General features: G+C 75.0%; 18 protein-coding genes. 12 read left to right on the forward strand and 6 right to left on the reverse strand.

Annotated elements, in window-relative coordinates; translation table 11 throughout:
• Nucleotides 1–32: 32 nt before the first annotated feature.
• The 11 genes from ACFV61_RS00405 to ACFV61_RS00455 all read left to right on the forward strand — a co-directional run bounded on the left by ACFV61_RS00405 (nucleotide 33) and on the right by ACFV61_RS00455 (nucleotide 12108).
• A complete protein-coding gene (locus ACFV61_RS00405; RefSeq protein WP_380489203.1) occupies nucleotides 33–848 on the forward strand; it encodes an SAF domain-containing protein in 816 nt (271 codons plus the stop codon).
• Nucleotides 848–2179, forward strand: a complete 1332-nt coding sequence (locus ACFV61_RS00410) for a hypothetical protein (RefSeq protein ID WP_380479381.1) — start codon at nucleotides 848–850, stop codon at nucleotides 2177–2179. Before ACFV61_RS00405 ends, ACFV61_RS00410 begins: the two co-directional genes overlap by 1 nt.
• Complete coding sequence (locus ACFV61_RS00415; protein WP_380489205.1) at nucleotides 2169–3803, forward strand: ATPase, T2SS/T4P/T4SS family; 1635 nt, start codon at nucleotides 2169–2171, stop codon at nucleotides 3801–3803. The genes ACFV61_RS00410 and ACFV61_RS00415 overlap by 11 nt, the downstream gene beginning before the upstream one ends.
• Entirely contained in the window at nucleotides 3800–4762 is a 963-nt protein-coding gene (locus tag ACFV61_RS00420) for a type II secretion system F family protein (RefSeq protein WP_380489208.1), read from the forward strand. Before ACFV61_RS00415 ends, ACFV61_RS00420 begins: the two co-directional genes overlap by 4 nt.
• Complete coding sequence (locus tag ACFV61_RS00425; RefSeq protein ID WP_063350044.1) at nucleotides 4759–5637, forward strand: hypothetical protein; 879 nt, start codon at nucleotides 4759–4761, stop codon at nucleotides 5635–5637. The genes ACFV61_RS00420 and ACFV61_RS00425 overlap by 4 nt, the downstream gene beginning before the upstream one ends.
• A gap of 53 nt (nucleotides 5638–5690) precedes the next feature.
• Nucleotides 5691–5984, forward strand: coding sequence for a hypothetical protein (locus ACFV61_RS00430; RefSeq protein WP_363367209.1), 294 nt, complete (start codon nucleotides 5691–5693; stop codon nucleotides 5982–5984).
• Complete coding sequence (locus ACFV61_RS00435; protein ID WP_159398548.1) at nucleotides 5981–6397, forward strand: TadE/TadG family type IV pilus assembly protein; 417 nt, start codon at nucleotides 5981–5983, stop codon at nucleotides 6395–6397. Before ACFV61_RS00430 ends, ACFV61_RS00435 begins: the two co-directional genes overlap by 4 nt.
• A complete protein-coding gene (locus tag ACFV61_RS00440) occupies nucleotides 6394–6936 on the forward strand; it encodes a TadE/TadG family type IV pilus assembly protein (protein WP_380479374.1) in 543 nt (180 codons plus the stop codon). The genes ACFV61_RS00435 and ACFV61_RS00440 overlap by 4 nt, the downstream gene beginning before the upstream one ends.
• 164 nt (nucleotides 6937–7100) lie before the next feature.
• On the forward strand, nucleotides 7101–7547 hold the full coding sequence (locus ACFV61_RS00445; protein WP_063350047.1) for a hypothetical protein: 447 nt from the start codon (nucleotides 7101–7103) through the stop codon (nucleotides 7545–7547).
• Nucleotides 7547–11602 carry a BTAD domain-containing putative transcriptional regulator gene (locus tag ACFV61_RS00450; RefSeq protein WP_380489212.1) on the forward strand — a complete coding sequence of 1352 codons (4056 nt, stop codon included), beginning with the start codon at nucleotides 7547–7549 and terminating at the stop codon, nucleotides 11600–11602. Before ACFV61_RS00445 ends, ACFV61_RS00450 begins: the two co-directional genes overlap by 1 nt.
• 185 nt (nucleotides 11603–11787) lie before the next feature.
• A complete protein-coding gene (locus ACFV61_RS00455; protein ID WP_380489213.1) occupies nucleotides 11788–12108 on the forward strand; it encodes a GntR family transcriptional regulator in 321 nt (106 codons plus the stop codon).
• A 226-nt stretch (nucleotides 12109–12334) separates the two neighbouring features.
• On the opposite strand, the gene ACFV61_RS00460 is transcribed toward ACFV61_RS00455, so the two are convergent.
• Both ACFV61_RS00460 and ACFV61_RS00465 read right to left on the reverse strand, forming a co-directional pair.
• Complete coding sequence (locus ACFV61_RS00460; RefSeq protein WP_380489216.1) at nucleotides 12335–12622, reverse strand: hypothetical protein; 288 nt, start codon at nucleotides 12620–12622, stop codon at nucleotides 12335–12337.
• Nucleotides 12623–12667: 45 nt separating this feature from the next.
• Nucleotides 12668–13192, reverse strand: coding sequence for an HAD domain-containing protein (locus tag ACFV61_RS00465; RefSeq protein ID WP_380489218.1), 525 nt, complete (start codon nucleotides 13190–13192; stop codon nucleotides 12668–12670).
• A 158-nt stretch (nucleotides 13193–13350) separates the two neighbouring features.
• Here ACFV61_RS00465 and ACFV61_RS00470 point away from each other — a divergent pair, with 158 nt between their 5' ends.
• Nucleotides 13351–15528 (forward strand): hypothetical protein, encoded by a 2178-nt coding sequence (locus ACFV61_RS00470; protein ID WP_380489221.1) that lies wholly within the window; start codon nucleotides 13351–13353, stop codon nucleotides 15526–15528.
• 158 nt (nucleotides 15529–15686) lie between these two features.
• Here ACFV61_RS00470 and ACFV61_RS00475 read toward each other — a convergent pair whose 3' ends face one another.
• The 4 genes from ACFV61_RS00475 to ACFV61_RS00490 all read right to left on the reverse strand — a co-directional run bounded on the left by ACFV61_RS00475 (nucleotide 15687) and on the right by ACFV61_RS00490 (nucleotide 20750).
• Nucleotides 15687–17057, reverse strand: a complete 1371-nt coding sequence (locus tag ACFV61_RS00475; protein WP_063350053.1) for a S8 family serine peptidase — start codon at nucleotides 17055–17057, stop codon at nucleotides 15687–15689.
• A gap of 253 nt (nucleotides 17058–17310) precedes the next feature.
• The gene (fabG, locus tag ACFV61_RS00480) at nucleotides 17311–18081 is read right to left on the reverse strand and encodes a 3-oxoacyl-ACP reductase FabG (RefSeq protein ID WP_244293711.1); all 771 of its coding nucleotides are present in this window, start codon (nucleotides 18079–18081) and stop codon (nucleotides 17311–17313) included.
• A gap of 142 nt (nucleotides 18082–18223) precedes the next feature.
• Nucleotides 18224–19426: an acetyl-CoA C-acyltransferase gene (locus tag ACFV61_RS00485; protein ID WP_063350054.1), complete on the reverse strand. Its 1203-nt coding sequence runs from the start codon at nucleotides 19424–19426 to the stop codon at nucleotides 18224–18226.
• A 160-nt stretch (nucleotides 19427–19586) separates the two neighbouring features.
• Nucleotides 19587–20750, reverse strand: coding sequence for an acyl-CoA dehydrogenase family protein (locus tag ACFV61_RS00490; RefSeq protein WP_380489224.1), 1164 nt, complete (start codon nucleotides 20748–20750; stop codon nucleotides 19587–19589).
• Nucleotides 20751–20755: the final 5 nt, after the last annotated feature.

Genomic DNA, 20755 nt, shown 5'->3' on the forward strand with positions numbered 1-20755 from the left:
CGCCGGGATCCGGCACACCCGCAGGGGCCGCGGTGTCCGTGGCGGTCCCGGACCAGGGGCAGGGGCCGGGCGAGGCCCCGGGCAGCGGTGCGGGCAAGGGCAAGGGGCGCGCCGCCCCGCACGTCCCCGGCCGGACGCTGCGGGCCCGGCGGCGGCGCCCGGCGGTGCTGGCGATGGCCGTCGCGCTGATCGCCGCCGGCGGCCTGGGCGGCGCGGTGCTCTACAACAGCACCGGCCAGCGGGTCGCCGTGCTGGCGCTGGCCCGGGACATCCCGTGGGGACAGGTGATCACCGACGACGACCTGGTGGTGGCCCGGATCGCCGGCGATCCGGCGCTGCGGCCGCTGTCCGCCACCGAACGGGACAAGGCGGTCGGCATGCGGGCCGCCACCGACCTCAAGCGCGGCGCGATGCTCACCAGGGGCGACGTCGCGCAGACCCTGGCGGTGCAGCCCGGCCAGATCGTGGTCGGCGTCTCGGCCAAGCACAGCCAACTGCCCGCCACCCGGCTCCAGCCGGGGCTGCAGATCGTCGTGGTCTACACCCCGGACAACACCAAGGCCGACTCGATGCCCGCGACGGTCATCACGGTCGGCCGGGTGGACACCGACGGCAGCCAGGTGATCGACGTGGCCGTCGGTGCGGCGGACGGCCCCCGGCTGGCGCAGTGGGTGGCCGGCGGCCGGATCCAGGTCCTGCTGGCCCCGCGCGCCGCCGCGGCGGGCGGCGCGACCGGGACCGCCGGTGCGGGCACCGGCGGCAGCGCCGCGCCGGCGGCCCCGGCGACCGGAACCGCCTCCGGCGCTGCCACGGCCCCCGTGCCCCCGACCGGGGCGGGTGGCGCCTGATGGCGGTGATCGCGGTGGCCGGCGGCCCGGGCGCGCCCGGCGCGACCACGGCTGCCCTGGCCCTGCTGCTGGCCTGGCCGCTGGAACCCGGACGGCGGGTCCTGCTGGTGGAGGCCGACCCGGACGGCGGCGCGGTGCTCGCGGGCGCCCTGGAGGGCCGGGTCGACGCGGTGTACGGGCTGCGCAACCTGGCCGTCGCCGACCGGCGCGGACTGCTCGCCGCGACCATCTGGGAGCAGCTGATCGACCTCTCGCCCGAGGGCACCGCCGAGCGGCTGCTGCTGCCCGGGCTGACCGACCCCACCCAGGCCCCGGGCCTCGCCTACACCTGGGAGCCGCTCGTCGACCTGCTGCACGGCCTCGAACCGCAGGGCTACGACGTCATCGTGGACCTCGGCCGCTCCGGCGCCACCGGCGTGAGCGCCGTGCTGGCCCGCCGGGCGGACGTGGTCGCGGTGACCGTCCGCACCACGCTGCGCGGCCTGAGCTCGGCTAGGCCCCGGCTGTCCGCGCTCGCCGAGGACCTCGCCACGGCCGGCACCGGGGTGGACGCGCTCGGACTGCTGCTGGTCGCCGAGGGGCCGTACTCGGGGCCGGAGGTGTCGCGCGAGTTCGGCCTGCCGGTGCTGGGGCTGCTGCCGCACGCCACCCGCACCGCCCGGGTGCTCTCCGACGGCGGTGACATCACCGACCGGCGGTTCATCCGCTCGGAGCTGATGCGGACGGCGCGTTCGGCGGCGGACGAGGTGCAGCTGCTGGTCCGCCGCCGTCGCCAGCGGCTCGCGCCGACCGCCGCGCCGGTCCCGGCCCAGCTCACCGCCGCGGCCCGGACCGAGCCCCAGCCCCAGCCCCCGACCGCGGTGCACGTCCAGCCCCCGGTGCCGACCCCGCAGGCGGCCGCGCCGACGGCGTACCGGCCGGTGGAGGGGGAGCAGCCCTCGTACTCCCCGCCGCAGCCGGTCGGGCCGGTGATCACCACCGGCCCGGTGGCGCCGCTGGCCGGGCTGGCCCCCCAACCGGCCGCTCCGGCCCCGTTCCCGGGGCATGTTCAGCAGCCGCAGCAGTCGCAGCCGCAGTCGCCGTACGGGCCGCAGGGCGGCTACGTCGCGTACGACCAGCAGGGCGGGTTCGGCCCGTACGACCAGCAGGCCGGGTTCGGCCCGTACGACCAGCAGGGCGGGGCCCCGTACGACCAGCAGGGCGCGTACGTCCGCCCGGAGCCCGAGGACGACGGCCGCTACCCGCTCCAGCAGCCCGCCGTGACACCCGATCAGACACACCCGAACGGTCCGCAGCCGTACAACCCCGGGGAGGTGCTCCGTGCGCGGTAGCCCCCTGCACCAGCACCCCGCGGCCGACCCGGCCGCGCTGCCCTGGGCCACCCCGGCCCAGGCCCCGACACAGGCCCAGACGCAGACGCCGGCGGCCGCCCCGCCCCAGGCCTACCGGCCGGGCCCCGTCGCCCCGCAGCCCGCGCCGCCGCCGTACGTCCAGCCGGGCGGCGCGGCCACGCCCACCGCCGTGCCCTCCCAGCTGCCCTCGCTCGACCTGCGCGGCGCCGCCACCCGGCCGGCCGTCGACCCGCAGGTCGCCCGCGAGCTGAAGCGCCAGGTCGCGGCCGAACTGCACCAGCAGATCACCCGGTTGACCGCCACCTCGGGCGCCGAACCGGACCGCGCCACCCGCCGCCAGCGCGGCCGCGCGCTGATCGAGGAGGCGGTCGCCCGCTGGTCCGACGCCTACGCGCAGACCCACGGCATCCCGCCCACCCGGGAGCAGGACCGCGCGCTCGCCGAGGCCGTCTTCGACCTGCTGTTCCGGGCCGGGCGGCTCCAGCCCTACCTGGACGACCCGGAGATCGAGAACATCCTGATCAACGGCTGCGACGACGTCTGGGTCTCCCGGGTGCACCAACCCCTGCGCCAGGTACCGCCGGTGGCCGAGAGCGACGCCGAACTCGTCGAACTGCTCCAGGACCTGGCCCGCCAGCACGGCGGCGGCGAGCGCAGCCTGTCCACCGCCAGCCCGACCCTCGCGCTGCGCCTGGAGGGCGGCATGCGCCTCCAGGCGCTCACCGAGGTGACGCCCCGCCCGTACGTGGCGATCCGGCGCCACCGGGTGGCCTCGGCGACGCTGCCCGAGATGGTCGAACTCGGCACCCTGGACAGCACCTTGGCCGCGTTCCTGGCCGCCGCGATCCGGGCCCGGAAGAACGTGATGATCACCGGCACCCAGGGCGTCGGCAAGACCAGCCTGCTGCGCGCGATGGCCGCCGAGATCCCGCCGGACGAGCGGATCGGCACCCTGGAGTCGGAGTTCGAGCTGTGGCTGCACACCCTCGGCCACCTGCGCCAGGTCGTCCCGATGGAGGCCCGCGAGGGCAACGGCGAACGCGTCGAGGGCCGCCTGGCAGGCGAGTTGACGATCGGCGACCTCATCCCGGCGGCGCTGCGGATGACGCTGTCCCGGATCATCGTCGGCGAGGTCCGATCCGGCGAGGTCGTCCCGATGCTGCGGGTCATGACCAACGGCGAGGGCGGCTCGATGTGCACCCTGCACGCCCGCGGCCCGCACATGGTCGTCGACCGCATCGCCGAACTCTGCCTGGAGTACGGCTCGCACATGACCGACTCGCTCGCCTACCGGCTCACCGCCAACGCCCTGGACCTCATCGTGCACGTCGCCATGGTCGACGAGACCGCCGTCGGCGGCCGCCGGCACCGCTTCGTCTCCCACGTCCTGGAGGTCGCCGGCCTCGGCGAGAGCGGCCGGCCCGCGCTCAACACCGTGTTCGGCCCCCGGGTGGACCTCGGCGAGCCGCGGGCCGTCCCGCACACCCCGCCGCAGTGCCTGGACGACCTGCGCCGGGCCGGCTTCGACGCCGCCCTGCTCGGCTCCCGCTACGGCGGCTGGGCCACCCCGCTGCAACTGCGGATCGGCGGTGGCGCGCGATGATGCTGCTGTTCGCCCTGTGCGGGCTGGCCGTCGCGGGCGGCCTGGTCGCCCTGGTGGCCTGGGCCCGCGGCAGTGACCCGGCGGACGAGGACGAGACCCCGGAGCGGAGCAACCCGCTGGCCGGCCGCGCCCACGTCTTCTGGTACGGCGCCCCCGGCGCCGCCTCGGCCAGGGTCGCACGGCTGCGCCGGATCCAGCTGCCGCTCGCGCTCGCCGGCGCCCCGCTCGCCTGGCTGTTCACCGGCATCCCGCTGGCCGCCCTGCTGGTGCCGCTGGCCGTGTTCGGCCTGCCCTGGCTGTTCGACACCACCCGCCCGGACACCCGCCGGATCGAACGCCTGGAGGCGCTGTCCGAGTGGACCCAGCGCATCGCCGACGTGCTGCTGCTCGGCGTCGGCCTCAACCAGGCCATCGTCACCAGCCGCCGCACCGCCCCCGCCGCCCTGGAGGAGGAGATCGGCGAACTGGCCGCCCGGCTCCAGGCCCGCTGGCGGCCCGAGGAGGCGCTCCAGGCCTTCGCCGACAGCGTCGCCGACGCCACCGCCGACAAGGTGCTCGCCGCGCTCGTGCTGCGCTCCGGTGACAGCGGCCCCGGCCTGGCCCGGGCACTGGCCGACATGGCCGACTCGGTGCGCGAGGAGGTCCGCCAGCGCCGCGCCATCGAGGCCGACCGGGCCAAGCACCGCACCACCATCCGCTGGCTGGTCGGCATCATCGTGCTGGTCGTCACGGTCGGCTCCTTCAACACCGAGTACACCCGGCCGTACGGCACGCTGCTCGGCCAGATCGTGCTCGCGGTCGTCGCCGCCCTGTTCGTCGCGATCATCGCCTGGATGCGCGCCCTCGCCTCGCACCCGCCGGTGCCCCGGCTGCTGGCGCCCGACCGGCGCGGCAAGGCCGGGCGCCGCGCCCCGGCGCGCGAGGACGAGGCGCTCCAGCAGCTCGGGGAGGTCCGGTGATCTCCCCCTGGTCCGTGCTGGCCGGGGCCGTCGCCGCCGGCGGCGTCGCCCTGCTGATCGCCGAACTGCGGCCCGCGCCGCCCGACCTGCGCCAGGCCCTGGACCGGCTGCACCGCACCCCCGCCGAACGGGCCGCGGACCCGGACGAGCGGCCGCGCTGGTACGACCGGATCGGCGAGCGCTCGATCGGCCTGCGCGGAGTGTCCCTGCCGCACCGCGAACTCGCCCTGATCGGCCGCGCCCCGGCCCGGTTCATGGTGCACAAGCTGCTGTTCGCCGCGATCGGCCTGCTGCTGCCCGCCTACCTGGGCGCGATGGCCGTGCTGATGGACATCGGCCTGCCCTTCGCCCTGCCGCTGCTGGCCGGGCCGCTGCTGGCCGGCCTGCTCTGGTTCGTCCCCGACGGCATCGTGCGCGGCGAGGCCAAGGAGGCGCGCAGCGAGTACCTGCACGGCATCGCCGCCTACCTCGAACTCGTCGCCCTGGAACGGGCCGCCGACTGCGGGCCCGCCGAGGCGCTGCGCCGCGCCGCCGCGGTCGGGCGCGGCACCGTGTTCCGGCGCATCCGCGACGCCCTCGACCGCGCCGCCACCGACCGGCTCCCGCCCTGGGCCGGACTCGACGCGCTGGCCGAGGAGTTGGGGCTCAGCCCGCTGCAGGACGTGGCGGACATCATGCGGCTGTCCGGCACCGACGGCGCCGCCGTGTACGACACCCTGCGGGCACGCGCCAAGGGCCTGCGCGGCGAGCTGCTCGCCGAGGACCTCGCCCGCGCCAACGCCGACAGCGAGCGGATGGTCGCACCCGGAGCCGCCCTCACCCTGCTGATGACCGTCCTGATCGTCTTCCCCGCACTCCACCAGATGCTCAACTGACCCTCCTCACAGGGCATCTGGCACCACACCGCACTCCACCCCGGGAGACCCGAATGACCGTCCGACTCGTCCACCTGGCAGGCCGGCTGATCCGGCCCGTCCTGCTGCCCGTGCAGTTCGCCCTGCTGCTGTTCACCCTGCGGCTCGGCCGGCTGCGGGCCGCCCGCGCGCGCGGCGACCGCGGCGCGATCAGCATCGAACTCGCCCTCGCCATCATCGCGTTGGTCTTCGTCGCGGGCGCCGTCGCGACCGCGTTGTACCTGCTGAAGGACAAGGTCGTGCAGAAGGTGCAGCAGGACCCGAACATGCCGGGTGCGGGCGCGGCCGCGGGAGGCGCCACCAAGTGACGTACCGACCTCGCCGCCGCGGCGACCGGGGGTCGATGAGCGTGAGCCTCGCCATCGTCTTCCCGGTCGTCCTGGTGCTCCTGATGCTCGTCGTCCAGGCCGCGCTGCTGTGGTACGACCGCCAGCTCGCGCTCACCGCCGCCCGCGAGGGCGTGGACGCCGGCCGGATCCAGGGCAACGCGACGGACGAGGTGAAGAACGAGGCGGCGCGCCGACAGGCCAGGGACTTCCTCGACCGGCAGGGCGTGCACTCGTACACGGTGACGACCGACGGCAGCACGCCCGAAGTGGTCCGGGTCACGGTGGCGGTGCGCCCGCCGCTGCTGATACCCGGGCTGTCGGCGCCCGCCCTCACGCAGTTCGCCGAGGCGCCGCGCGAGCACTTCGTCCCGCCGGTGGCGGTGGCGCCGTGAGACGGCGGACCCGGGCCGACTGGTGGCCGGCGCCGCGCGCCGAGCGTGGTTCCGGGGGCCGTTGCGCGCCCCGGGCCGAGCGCCGTTCCGCGCGCCGGCCCCGGTGGTGGCCGGTCCGGCGGAGCGACGGCGGCGCCGTCGCCATCGAGGCGGCGATCGTCGTGCCGCCGGTGGTCGGGCTGGTCCTGGTGGCCATCGCCGCCGGGCGGGTGCAGACCACGGCCGGTACGGTCGAGGCCGCCGCCCGGGCCGGCGCCCGCACCGCCTCGCTGCAGCGCAGCGTCGACGGGATGACGCAGCCGGGCCGGGACTCGGCCCTCGCGACGCTGCGCCAGCAGGGCGTCTCCTGCCGCAACGGGGACGTCCAGGTCGTGCCCGGCCGACTGGACCTGCCCGGCGGCGCCGTCACGACCGTCAAGGTCACCGTGGTGTGCGACGTCGAACTGGCGGACCTGCTCGGCGGACCGTCCGGCGTACCCGTGACGAAGCACCTCGTCGGCGAGTTCACCTCCGTGGTGGACCGCTACCGGGGCACATGACGGCCCGGGGCGGCACCCGGCGGGACACGGGCCACGACGGGGGATTGGGGACGGCCCGCGCGGGGGAGACGCAAGCGGAGAGCGCACGGGGGATGACGCGACGGGACCGGCCGGCGCCCGGTGGGGGCCGGTGGGGCGGACGAGGTGCGGGAGGGGCAGGGGGGATGGGAGTGCCTGTCAGGGCGCGGCGCCGACGCCGCTCCGACCGGGGCGCGGTCGCCCTCTTCGTGGCGATCTGCGCGGCCTACGTCGTGCTCGTCATCGCCCTGGTGATCGACGCCGGCGGCCGGTTGCGGGTCGCCGAACGCACCGACGCCTACGCCCAGGAGGCCGCGCGGGTCGGCGGACAGCAGCTCGACCAGGCCGCCGTCCTCCAGGGGAAGGGCTTCAAAATCCAGCAGGACTACGTCCGGCAGGCCGCCGACGCCTACCTGGCCCTGTACGGCCTCCAGGCGGGCGAGGTCGAGTTCTCCGGCGACGGCAAGGTCGTCACCGTCACCGTGCGGGCCGACTACCGGCCCGTCCTGCTGGGCGCGCTCGGGGAGCGGAAGGTAACGGGCAAGGGCAGTGCGACCCTCGTCCACGGAGTCGAGAAAGCGGAGACCGACTGATGGCCGCGCCACGTGCCAAGGACCAGGCCCGAACCGCCCCGGGCCGGGCTCGAACCGCCAAGGGACGGAGCCCGGGTGCCGAGGACCAGGCCCGGAGCGCCAACGGCCGGGCCCACACCGGACACCGGGCCGCCGGCCGCCCCGCCGCCCCGGCGCCCCGCCCACCGCGCGGGCGCGGCCGCGGCGCAGCCCTGATCACCGCGCTCGCCGCGCTGGTCACCCTGCTCGCCCTGCTGCTCGGCGTCCCCGCGCTGCTGCTCTACGGCACCCGTGCGGTCGCCGCGATGGGCGACGTCGCGCCGGACGGCGTCGGCCAGGCGCTCACCGGCCCGGACGACGGACGGCTGTTCCTCTGGCTGCTGGTCGTGGTCGGCTGGCTCGCCTGGGGCTGCTTCGCGTTCTCCGTCCTGCTGGAGATCCCCGCGCAGCTGCGCGGCCGGATCGCCCGCCGCATCCCCGCCTTCGGCTGGAGCCAGCGGATGGCGGCCGGCCTGGTCGGCTCGGTGTTCGCGCTGATGCCGGTCGCCGGCTCGGCCTTCGCCGCCACCCCGGCCCACACCGCCACCGCCCCGGCGGAGTTGGCGGCCGGAGTGCAGCGCGCCGCCCTGCCCGCCGCCCAGGCCGCGCCCGCGCTGGCGCCCGCCGCCGAGCAGAACCCCACGTACACCGTGCGGGACAGCCGGCCCGCTGACAGCCTGTGGTCCATCGCCGAACGCCAACTGGGCTCCGGTGAACGGTGGGTGGAGATCGCCAAGCTCAACGACGGCCGGGTGATGGACGATTCAGGCATCCGCTTCGACGCCGACCGGCCGATCCAGCCGGGGTGGGCGCTGCTGATGCCGGGGGACGCGAAGGCGGACGGGTCGGCGCCTGCGTCTGCTCCGACGCCTGCTCCTCCGTCCGAGCCCGCGCCCGCCCCTGCTTCCGGTGCCGGGTCGGCCCAGGTGCCGCAGGCCGGGACGGAGCCGGGTGCGGGCGGGCATGCGACGGTGACCGTCCAGGGCGGGGACAGCCTGTCCGTCATCGCCCAGAGGGAGTTGGGGGACGCCGAGGCGTGGCCGAAGCTCTTCGAGGCGAACAAGGGCGCCCAGGCGCCGGACGGAGAACGGCTGACCGATCCGGACGTGCTGGTGCCCGGGATGGTGCTCACGCTGCCGGGGGCGGCCGCTCCCGCGCCCGCTCCTTCGCCTGCTCCTCCGTCCGAGCCCGCGCCCGCTCCGGCGCCGTCGACCGGCCAGCCGCCGGCCGACCAGGCGCCCGCCACTCCCGCCCCCGCGCCGACCCCGGCCGCGCCGACCCCGGCCGCGTCCCAGCCCGTCACCCCGGCACCCACCCACGCGCCCACCCATGCGCCCGCCCCCGCCGCGCACGCCGAACCGGCCGCCGGTGACGACTACTCCATCGCCCTCACCGCCTCCACCGTCGGTGTCCTGCTCGCCGCCGTCATGGTCGGCACCGTCGCCCACAAGCGCGGCACCCAACTGCGCGCCCGCCGCCCACGGCACCGCATCACCATGCCCGACGCCGAGGCCGCCGCCTTCGAGAACGAGCTCAGGGCCCGTCAGGACGACGCCGGCCTCGACCTGCTCGACCGCGCCCTGCGCACCATGGCCCGCAACACCGTGCGCGGCGGCAAGCGCCTGCCCGCCATCGTCGCCGCCCGGATCACCCCCGGCCACACCATCGAACTGCACCTCTCCGGCCCGGCCACCCCGATCGCGCCGTTCCGCGCCGCGCACGCCGCCAACGTCTGGTGGTGCAGCCTCGACTCCGGCGACCTGCTCAGCGCCGCCCAGGCCCGCAAGACCGCCGCGCCCTACCCCGCCCTGGTCACCCTCGGCACCTCGCCCGACGGCTCGGTCGTCCTCGCCGACCTGGAGGCCGTCCGGCTGCTCCACCTCTCCGGCCACCCCGACGACGCCCGCGACATCCTGCGCACCCTCGCCGTCGAACTCGCGCACAGCCCGCTCGCCGACCGGCTCCACCTGCACCTGGTCGACCTCGCCGAGGAGGTGCCGATCAGCGGCCCGGCCGCCGAACGCATCCACCGCCACCCCACCCTGGAGGCCGCGCTCGCCGCCCTCGGCCCGCGCACCGCCAAGGCCCGCGCCACGCTGGTCGCCGCCGAGGCCGCCAGCCCGCGCGACGCCCGCAGCCGGGGCCAGGCCGACGAGTCCTGGACCCCCGAGATCGTGCTCTGCGCCCAGCAGCCCGGCGGCGAGGTCCCCGCCGAACTCGGCCGCCTGCTCGACGCCCGGCCGCGCACCTGCGTCGCCGTCATCACCCGCGCCCCCGAACGCGGCACCGGCCCCGTCGCCCGCTGGACCCTCCCGGCCACCGGCCAGGCGGCCATCCCCGGCCTGCACCTCACCGTCGAACTCCAGCGGCTCAGCGACCAGCAGTACGACCAGGTCACCGAACTGCTCCGCGCCGCCGACGACCTCACCCAGCACCCGGCCCCCGCCTGGACCCTGGACGGTCCCGGCCTCGACCCCGACGCGGACGACGACGACACCGACACGGCCGAACTGCCCGCCGCCGTACCCGTGCTGGCCGCCGTCGGCGCCGCCGCGACCGGCGCGCAGGGCGGTACGGACACGGCCGCCGGGCCCCGGCTGCTCGCCCGGGTCATCGGCACCGGCGCCAGCCCGTTCGCGGGCACCGACCCGGCGACGCCGGTACCGGCCCCTCCGGCCGGGCCGGGGCGGTACGCGGTCAACGGGCAGGGGCGGCAGGCCGCTTCCGCCGAGACCGGGACCGAGACCGGGAGCGGAGTCGGTACCGAGACCGGGAGCGGGATCGGGACCGACGAAGAGCTCGTGGTCGGGCAGCTCGTTGACGAGGCCACGGACGAGGCAGCGGACGAGGCCACCCGGGACCTGCGCCGCCCGGACGCGGTGGCGGGGGACGCGGCGGAGGCACCGCAGCAAGCCCCCGCGGCCGTCCTCGCCGTCCAGCCCGTGCCGTCCGTTCCCGCCGTTCAGTCCGTCCAGCCGGTCGTGCCGCAGTCGCCCGTCGAGCCGGCCCCGGTCCACCAGCCCGCGCCCGCGTCCTCCGGCGTCGACCCGCGCGTCCCGTCCCGGCCGGAGCCCTCGCCCGACCTCCTGCCCGGCACCGAAGCCGAGGCCCCGGCCGAAGCCGATTCCCACGCTGATTCCCACACCGAGTCCGGAGTCGAACCCGGAGCCGAGCCCGGCCCCGCCGCCGTCGCCCCGGTCGCCCAGACCACCCCCGGGCGCAGCGACAGCGACGACCTGCTCGCCATCCTGCGCTCCCCGGAGGCGCACGCCGCCCGCAACGCCCCCCGGATCCGCCTGCTCGGCCCGGTCGACGTCGCCGGAGCCCTCGGTACCGCCGAACCCGGCGCGCTGTCCCGGCTCACCGAACTCGCCGTCTACCTCGCGCTGCGGCCCGGCGCCGACCACCACGCCCTCGACCACGACCTCCACCCCGGCGCCGCCCACCTCGACCCGCACCCCACCGCGGCCGACGCCAAGAGCCCGCTCCCCGGCAAACTCGCCGACCTGGCCGCCTGGTTCGGCACCTCGCCCGAGGGTCGCGCCTTCCTGCCCACCGACACCACCGACGGCTACTCCTTCACCCCGGTCGTCACCTGCGACTGGGACGAGTTCCGCAGCCTCTACCGGCGCGGCATGCGCAGCACCAGCGCCACCGCCGACGCCGCCCTCGCCCACGCCCTGGCCCTGGTGCGCGGCGCCCCGTTCGCCGAGGCCCCGCCCGCCTCCTACGGCTGGGCCGAGGCCGAACGCCAGGACATGATCGCGGCGATCGTCGACACCGCCCACGAACTGGCCGCCCGCCGCCTGCAGTACGGCGACCACCGCAGCGCCGAGGCCGCCGTCTTCCGCGGCCTCGCCGTCGCCCCGGACGTCGAACTCCTGCACCGGGACCTCTTCTACGCCTACGCCTCGGCCGGCGCCCGCGACCAACTCCTGCGCGCCGTCAACCGTCTCGACGCGCTCAGCCGCCGCACCGGCCGTGACCTCGACGCCGACACCGTCGCCCTGCTCCGCGACCTGCTGGCCGGTTCCTGACGTCCCCTGCATGCCTGTAGAATCCGCGAATCCGTGAGCACTGTAGGCCGATCATGAGCACTGTCCGAGCAAATCCGGGTGATCATGATCAGGGGGCCGAGCTGTTCGAATGGATTCATCCGATGCGGTGGGTTCGTGTCAGGCTGGCGGCGGTCACCCACAGGTCTTCGAGCGGGAGTTGACGAATGGCCGAGCGTGCCGCCATCAAAGAGCCCTCGGCATCCCGCCGGATCGCGGAGACACTGCGTGGTGAGATCCTCGATGGCCGGATCGGCGCCGGCGAGGCGCTCCCGACGGTGCGTGAGCTTTCGGTCCGCTTCGAAGCCAAGGGTGCGGTCATCCGAAAGGCCCTCCAACTGCTGCAGGGAGAGGGGTATGTGAAGCCAGGCCCGGCCGGGAGGTTGTACACGCCTGGTCTCGATACGCACTGGATGTACGGCGGCGACTTTGACCGTTTCGCCGCTGTTGCCCAGCCGGACCGGCATCCCCCACACGACCACCCGTAGGCCGACGGATTGGTGCTGCCCGAGGGCCTGCTCTCGGATTGCTCATGATCGCTCGACACGGCGACCGTCGGCGAGTGCTCACCGGGCAGATACCCGCAGGTCACAACGCCGAGATTGCTCACGGAATCGTGGACCCTACAATGCCGCTGCCCGGCCGCCCCTCGGGGTGACCGGGCAGCGGCATACGGGGCCGCGTCGATCAGGCCGATCAGGTCGGTCGGGCCGGTCAGGTCGGGCAGACGCACCGGCCGTCGACGGTGCGCTCGGTGGCGGTGTGGACGTCCCGGACGGCGGCGAGCGGGACCCGGGCCACCGCCACACCCACCCGGGTCCGGTCCGCTGGCGTCCGGGCGACGACGTCGAGCTGCCTCTGCTCCGCCACGGTGGCCCGGGCGAGCACGCTGAAGACGTACGCCCCGCCCTCGACGCCGTACCCGTCCGCCCACAGCTCGACCACCGCCCCGCCGTCCAGCGTCAGGTGCCAGGGCAGGGGCGGTCCGGCGGCGAAGTCCATGGTCGGGGAGTCCAGATGGTCGGGGAGTTTAGATGGTCGGAGAGTCTAAGGCGTGTCGTGTCGGTGTGTGCGCAACCAGGCGTCCAGGGTGGCGAAGTCGGCTGCGGTGAGGCCGCGTTGGTGGTCGACGCGGTGGAGGAGCGCGGGGGCGGGCGAGTGGGCCGCGATCCAGCGGCGGTCGGTGGCGGCGATCTCGTCGTCCACCCAGACGAACGGGCGGCCGGCGGCCCGGGCGACCAGCGCGCGGGTCTTCCCGTGCAGGCCGGCCGGTTCGTCGCCGTCCTCCACCGGCCAGCTCACGACGGGTAGTTGCGGCAGCCCGAGCCAGGGGGAGAGGCAGTCGTTCGCATCGGACATCCACGTCGTCGCCCACACCAGTTCGCACGGCAGGCTCAGCAGGAGCCCGCCGAGCGCCGGATCGACGCGGGCCAGCAGGGGGTTGACACCCGGGCCGGGTGCGGCGGCGGAGACGCCGCGGAAGACGGGGTAGCCGCCCGGGGGCGGCGCGCCGAAGGGGATGAGCGGTCCGTCGATGTCGAGGAACAGGAGAGGTGTACCGGGGCCTGCCATGACGGCACGATAGCGGGCCGCGTGGCACGCCGATCGGAGACCCGGCCTGGATCGGGTGTGCCGGGATCTCGTAGGGTGGCGCGACGGGAGTGGTGGCAGGCACCACCCAGCAAGGGCATCAGACGCCGCGAAGCGGCGGGGTGGGCGGTGACCAGAAGATGGCGGAGACGACAGCTGTCCCCGGAGGCCCCGAACCGGCAGCGGACTCGGGCCCCTGGGACGCCGTACCGCCGCCGCGCACCCCGGCCGAGGAGCACCCGCCCGGGCCCGCCGCGCTCTACGAGCCGCCACCCGTGCCCCTGCTCCCGCCGCCCGCTCCGGCAGCCCCGCCGTCGGCTCCGACGGCTCCGGCCGCGGTGCCGGGTCCACCGCCGACCGCGCCCACCGGATGGACCGTCACCGGCATGCCCGCCGTGGGCGCGCCGCCGTCCGCGGCCACGCCGCCGCCCTTCCCGGCCCCGGGCGTGAGCGCCCCCGGTGCGGGCGGACTGGGGGCGGCGCCGCGCGGACGGATCCTGGTCGTCGAGGGCGGCTACGGCAACTCCGGGCGCCGCACCTGGGGTCGGGGCGGTCCCGCCCAGGCGTCGGTGCTGTCCGCGATGCTCGCGGCCGTCTCACCGCAGGTACTGCTCGCCGCGGACGCGGTGGACGCCGTCCACCTCCCCGGCGCCAGCGACCCGCACACCGTCCTCGCCCACCTGCGCGCCGCGTCCCGCCATCCGGGGCCGTTGCTCGTCCACTTGGGCGGTCACGTGGTCGCCGACAAGCGCGGCGGACAGCTCCAGCTCACCCTGCGCGACTCCAAGCAGGACGGCCTGCCCTGGCAGGCCGTCGCCGCCGAGCTGAGCCACCGTCCGGCCGAGTGGCAGACCCTCGTCGTCGCCGACCTCAGCGCCGACCAGAACGCCTGGCCGTACCTCCAGGGCGCCGCCTCGCCGCTCAGCGAGGGCATCCCGCTCTGGGCGGTCGTCAGTCCGGACCCGGAGCAGATCGGCACCTTCACCCGGGCCCTGATCGAGGCGCTGCACGGCGGCCGCCCCGGCGCGGGCGACGTGCTCGCGCCCGAGCAACTGCGGCAACAGGTGTACTCGGTGCTGCGGCCGGACGTCGTCATCCTGGCCACGCACGCCCCGGACCGCCCGGTCTTCCGCAACACCGCCCGCCGTGGCGACGGTCCGCCGGCCGACGTGTCGGCGCCGGTCGATGCAGTGCCGCCGGTTGATGCCGTGCGGGCCGACGTGGTGCCGGTTCACGCGGTGCCGCCGGTCGATGCCGTGCGGGCCGATGTGGTGTCGTCCGGGCCGGCCGTGCTGTCGGTGCCGCCGGTGCCGGGTCGGGCGGAGTCGCAGGACGCCGTCGTCGAACCGCCCGTGGCGCCCCCGGCCTTGCCGTCGTCGGCCTCCCCGGCTCCTGGGACCGAGGCCGGTCCGGTGAGCCTGGTCAAGCCCGGCGTGCCGCCCACCCCACCCAGGCCGGCCCGCCCGGTCAGCCTGCTGAAGGGGCAGCCGGCCGGCCCGGCTGGCGTGACCCTGCACAAGCCCGCTCCGGCGGACGCGACGCCCGAGGTCGTCGAGCGGTCCGCAGGCGTGACGCTGGCCAAGCCCCAGCAGCCGGGGCCGGAGCCGGAGTTGGAGTCCGAGCGGGAGCGGGAGCGGGAGCCGGAGCAGGCGCTGGCGGACGTCGCCACGCCGACGGCGGAACCGCAGGACGCCGCTCTGACGCAGGCCCCTCCCGTTGACGAGGCCCCCGTGGCGGAGGCCCCAGCGGACGCGGTGCCGGCAGACGCGGTGCCGGCGGACGAGGTGCCTGCCGATGCGGTGCCCGTCGACGCTCCGGTGTCCGGCCAGCCGCGTGCCGACTACCGGGAGGCCATCGGCCGGATCGTCCGCAGCGCGGATGCCGGGGAGCACGGTGCCGCCACCGAACTCGCCTTCGCCCTCGAACTGGAGGCGATCGCCGAGCACGGCGCCGCCTCCGAACCGGTCCTCCAGGTGCGCCAGGTCCGGGCGCACGTGTGCCGTCTCGCGGGCCGGCCGGCCGAGGCCGCGGACATCTACCGCGAGGTGGCCCTGGCGTTGCTCCGTTCGCAGGGGCCGGACCACCCGGAGACCCAGCAGGCGGCCACCAATGCCGAGGCCTGCTGGCGCTCGGTCCCCGACCGCGCGGCGGCCCTTCGGATCGCCCCGGAGATCATCGAGCTCCGCGCCTACCTCCCGGGCCCCGACGGCCGTAAGCTCCGCGCCGCCGAGCGCTACCTCGCCCAACTGGCCGCCGCCCCGGAGCCCGCAACGCCGCCCGCCCCGGAGCCCGCTTCCGCCCCGGCGGACCGCGTCTGACCCTTCGCGCCGCACGGCCGGGCCGGACGACCGGCACCGGGCTGCGAGCAACTAACACCGAACAGAAAACAAAAAACAGAAAACAGCGAACAGATAACAGATTTCGAAATCTGTTATCTGTTCGCTGTTAGTTGTTACTTGCTACCCACCACTGCCCGTCAGCGACCGGCGATGGCGTGGACGAACTTCGCGCCGTCGATGGTGCCGAGGCCGCTGGAGAGGTCGTAGCCCTCGGTGGCGGTGTAGCCGGTGACGCCACCCCAGGAGTTGTCGCCCTCCTTCACGTCCGTGATGCCGCTCCACGCGCTCGGGAGCAGGTTGAGCCCGTACAGACGCCAGTTGAGCTGGCCGAGGCGGTGGCCGGCGAGCTGGTCGGCGAGGGCGACGACGCCGGAGAACAGCGGGGTGGCCTCGCTGGTGCCGCCGGTGAGGTGCCAGCCGACGGAGGTCGGGTCGTAGGACTCGTAGGTCCAGGCGCCGCCGTCGACGGCCGCGCTCATGCTGATGTCGGGCGTGCCGCGGTGGTTGCCGGTGACGTTGGCGACGCCGGCCTGGTACCACGGGCGCTCGAAGATGCCGGAGACGCCACCGCCGCCGGCGCCGGACTTGTCGTGCCACACCTTGTCGGGCGCGGTGCGCGCGCCGTTGTCGTCCAGGGTGAGCTGGGTGCCGCCGATGGAGGTGACCAGCGGGTCGGAGGACGGCCAGGAGTTGACCTTGTACGGGTACAGGTCGGTGCCGTTGGTCTGCGCGTCGGTGGCGCCGTTGTCGCCGGAGGCGGCGAGCACGGTGACGTTGTGGTCGGCGGCGGCCTGGAAGGCGTAGCGCAGGTCGGTGAGCGACTTGAAGTCGCCCTTGTCGTACCCCGGGAAGGTGTTCTCGGTGGCGCCGAAGCTCTGCGAGATGACGTCGCCGCGGCCGGCCTTGATGAGGGCCTTCTCGGCGTCCATCATCTCGGGCAGACCGGTGGTGCCCTCGGTCTCGGCGACACCGGTCTCGACCAGGACGATGTGCGCGTCGGGGGCGATGGCGTGGGCGTACTCGACGTCCAGCGTGGTCTCGCCGGCCCAGCCGGTGTGGTCGGGGTTCTTGGGGTCGAAGGCGGGGACGTTGCCCCACTTGACCACCTCGACGTTGGTGTCCTGGATGCCCCACTGCTTGTCGAAGACCTCCAGGTCGTGCTGGATGGTCGGCGAGCCGAAGGAGTCGACGATGACGATCGTGCGGCCCTTGCCGGTGATGCCCTCCTGGTACAGCGGGTTCAGGTTGTAGGCGTTCCGGTACTGCAGCGGCGAGTAGCAGTGGATGCCGATCTGACTGACGCACTGGGTGGTGGTCAGCGGGGCGGTGCGGCCCTGGGCGTTGTGGTGCCCGAAGGAGGCGGGGCGGACGTGGACGCCCGTGAGGTCGTGCGCGGGGGCGGCGGTCGCGGCGCCGACCGCCGGGACGGCGATGGTGCCGGCCGTGAGGGCGGTGGCCCCGACGGCGAGCAGAGCCAGGGCACGGCGAAGGGGGGCGGGGCTGCCCATGGGACTCCTTGGGGCGCAGGGCCCGACCTGGTCCGGTCGGGTCGGTCCGGCCATCCCATCGACTGCCGCATGATCATGCCATAGTCATTTGGTGGGGTCGCCTGATCAGAGGCATGGTCATGCTCGGCCACGCGAAAAGGTAAAGACCGTCCCAGGTGAAGGTAACCCCACGCCCGGGACGGTTATGTGACGACACGTCAGTATTATCGTACTAATGCTGAACGGTTCTTGACGATCCCCGCCCGGGCCAGCCCTACCGCGCCCCGCCGTTGACGTACAGCGTCTGCCCGCTGACGTACGAGGCGTCCTCGCTGGCCAGGAAGGCGACCACGGACGCGATCTCCTCCGGCTGTCCCACCCGGCGCAGCGGGGTCCGGGCGGAGACCTCTGCGTGCTGGTCCTCGGCCGTGCTGCCGACCCGCTCGGCGGTGGCCGCGGTCATCGCGGTGGCGATGTACCCGGGGGCGACGGCGTTGACGTTGATGTTGAACGGCCCCAGCTCGATCGCGAGGGTCGCGGTGAGCCCCTGGATGCCGGCTTTGGCGGCCGCGTAGTTGGCCTGCCCCCGGTTGCCGAGGGCGGAGCGCGAGCTGAGCGAGACGATCTTCCCGTACTTCTGCGCCACCATGTACTTCTGCGCGACGTGGCTGCAGTTGTACGCGCTGGTCAGATTGACGGTCAGAACCGCGTCCCAGTCGGCCTTCGGCATCTTGAAGAACAGGTTGTCCCGGGTGATCCCGGCGTTGTTCACCAGGATGTGCACCCCGCCGAGGTCCGCCGCGACCTGCGCGAACACCGCCTCGACGGCGTCGTAGTCGGCCACGTCGCAGCCGTACGCCCGAGCGGTGCCGCCCTTGGCGGTGATCTCCGCGACCGTCCCGGCGGCCCGTTCGGCGGTGAGGTCGACGACGGCGACGGTCGCGCCCTCCTCGGCGAGCCGGCGGGCGGTGGCCGCGCCGATGCCCTGCGCGGCGCCGGTCACGACGGCGACCCGCCCCGCGAACCTGCCCGCCAGGCCCGTCACTTCAGCCACTGCGGCTACTTCAGTCATTCCTGGTGCTCCCTTGGACTCGGACGTGAACTCGAACTCGGACGTGAACTCGAACTCGGACGTGAACTCGGACGCGGACTCGACCGTGAACTCGGCCGCGAACGCGGGCGCGCACTCAGTCAACGTTCTCGACGAGGACGGCAGTGCCCTGACCGACCCCCACACACATGGTGGCGAGCCCGCGCCGGGCGTCGGTGCGGCGCATCCGGTGCAGCAGGGTGGTGAGGATGCGCGCGCCGGAGCCGCCCAGCGGGTGGCCGAGCGCGATCGCCCCGCCGCTCGGGTTGACCAGTTCGTCGGCCTGTTCGGGGGTGAATCCGATGCCGTCGGCGGAGGCCAGGGCCTGGGCGGCGAAGGCCTCGTTGAGTTCGGCGGTGTCGAGGTCGGCCAGCGACCAGCCGGCCCGGCCGAGCACCTTGCGGGTGGCCGGCACCGGGCCGATGCCCATCACGTCGGGGTGCACCCCGACGGAGGCGCCGGCCACGTACCGGCCGAGCGGCCGCAGCCCGAGGTCGCGCAGCGCCTCCTCGCCGACCAGGAGCAGCCCGGCCGCGCCGTCGTTCATAGGCGAGGCGTTGCCGGCCGTGACGGTGCCGCCGGGGCGGAAGGCGGGCTTGAGGCGGGCGAGCTTCTCCAGGCTGGTGTCCTCGCGGATGCCCTCGTCCTGGCCGACCGTCACGCCGTCGGGCCGTTCGACCGGGATCAGCTCGGCGTCGAAGTGGCCGTCCTTGCGGGCGGCGGCGGCCCGTTGGTGGCTGCGCAGCGCGAAGGCGTCCTGGCGTTCCCGCCCGATGCCGTACCGGCCGGCCACCTCCTCGGCGGTCTCGCCCATGCTGAGCACGCCGTGCAGTTCGGCCATCCGGGGGTTGGTGAGCCGCCAGCCGAGCCGGGTGTCGTAGGTCTCGATCCGGTGCGGGAGGGCCTCGTCGGGGCGGGGGAGGACGAAGGGGGCGCGGGTCATCGACTCGCAGCCGCCGGCCAGGACGACGTCGGCCTCGCCGGAGCCGATGGCCCGGGCGGCGAGGGTGACGGCCTCCAGCCCGGAGGCGCAGAGCCGGTTGACGGTGGCGCCGGGGACGGTCTCCGGCAGGCCGGCCAGCAGGACGGCCATCCGGGCGGCGTTGCGGTTGTCCTCGCCGGCCTGGTTGGCGGCGCCCCAGTAGACGTCGTCGATGCGGGCGGGGTCGAGGGCGGGGACGTCGGCGAGCAGGGCGCGCAGCACGGTGGCCGAGAGGTCGTCCGGGCGGACCGTGGCGAGCGCTCCGCGCAGCCGGCCGATGGGTGTGCGGCGGGCTGCGGCGAAGTAGACGGGACGCACGTCGTCGGGCTCCTATCCGGTTGAATCCGAGTGATCCGAGTGATCCGAGTGATCCGAGCAGTCAGGACGGTCAGGACGGTCCGGGTGATCCGGGTGATCCGGGTGGTCCGGGTGGTCCGATTGACCTGTCCTGGCTGATCGGATGGGATGAACGGGCTGGTCAGAAGGCGTTGACCCCGGTGAGGGCACGGCCGATGAGCAACTGGTGGATCTGGCTGGTGCCCTCGTAGAGGGTCATGACCCGCGCGTCGCGCAGGTACTTGCCGACCGGGTACTCGTCGATGAAGCCGTAGCCGCCGAACACCTGGAGCGCGTTGTTGGCGGCCCGGACGGCGGCCTCGCTCGCGTAGAGCTTGGCGACGGAGGACTCGGTGGCGAACGGCAGGCCGCGTTCGATGTGGTCGGCGACCTTCCAGGTGAGCAGCCGGGCGGCCTCGACGTCGACGGCGATGCCAGCCAGCAGTTCCTGGACGAGTTGGTGCGAGGCGATCGGGCGGCCGAACTGCTCGCGCTCGCCGGCGTAGCGGACGGCGGCCTCCAGGCAGGCGCGGGCGATGCCGACGCAGCCCGCCGCGACCGACATCCGGCCCTTGGCGAGCGCGGACATCGCCACCCGGAACCCCTTGTCGACCTCGCCGAGCCGCGCGCTGTCGGGCACCCGGACCCGGTCGAGGGCGAGCTCGGCGGTGGCCTGGCCGCGCAGGCCGAGCTTGCCGTGGATCTCGGTGCGGGTGAAGCCGGGCAGGTCGGTGGGCACCAGGAAAGCGGTGATGCCCTTGTGGCCCTGCCGGTCGGGGTCGTCGCCGCCGGTGCGGGCGAAGACCAGGGCGACGTCGGCCCAGGTGCCGTTGGTGATGAACATCTTGGCGCCGCTGATCAGCCAGTCGTCGCCGTCCCGGACGGCGCGGGTGCTGAGGTTGGCCGCGTCGGAGCCGGTGCCGGGTTCGGTGAGCGCGAAGCAGCCGAGCGACTCGCCCGAGGTGAGCCGGGGGAGCCAGTGCTGCTTCTGCTCCTCGGTCCCGTAGCCGTAGACGGACTTGGCGACCAGACCGAGTGTGACCGAGACGATGCCGCGGACGGCCGAGTCGCCGAGGCCGAGCTCCTCCAGGACCAGGCAGTACGCGAGGTGGTCGCCGCCGCTGCCGCCGTAATCCTCGGGGATGGTGAGGCCGAGGAAGCCGAGCCCGGCCAGTTTGCCGATGATCGCGCGGTCGACGGACTCGGCACGGTCCCAGGCGGCGGCGTGCGGAGCGATCTCGCGGTCGGTGAAGGAGGCGGCGAGGTCCCGGACGGCGCTCTGCTCCTCGGACAGCTCCAGGTTCACGGCGG

The sequence above is a fragment of the Kitasatospora sp. NPDC059817 genome, assembly GCF_042731835.1.
GTDB lineage: Bacteria > Actinomycetota > Actinomycetes > Streptomycetales > Streptomycetaceae > Kitasatospora.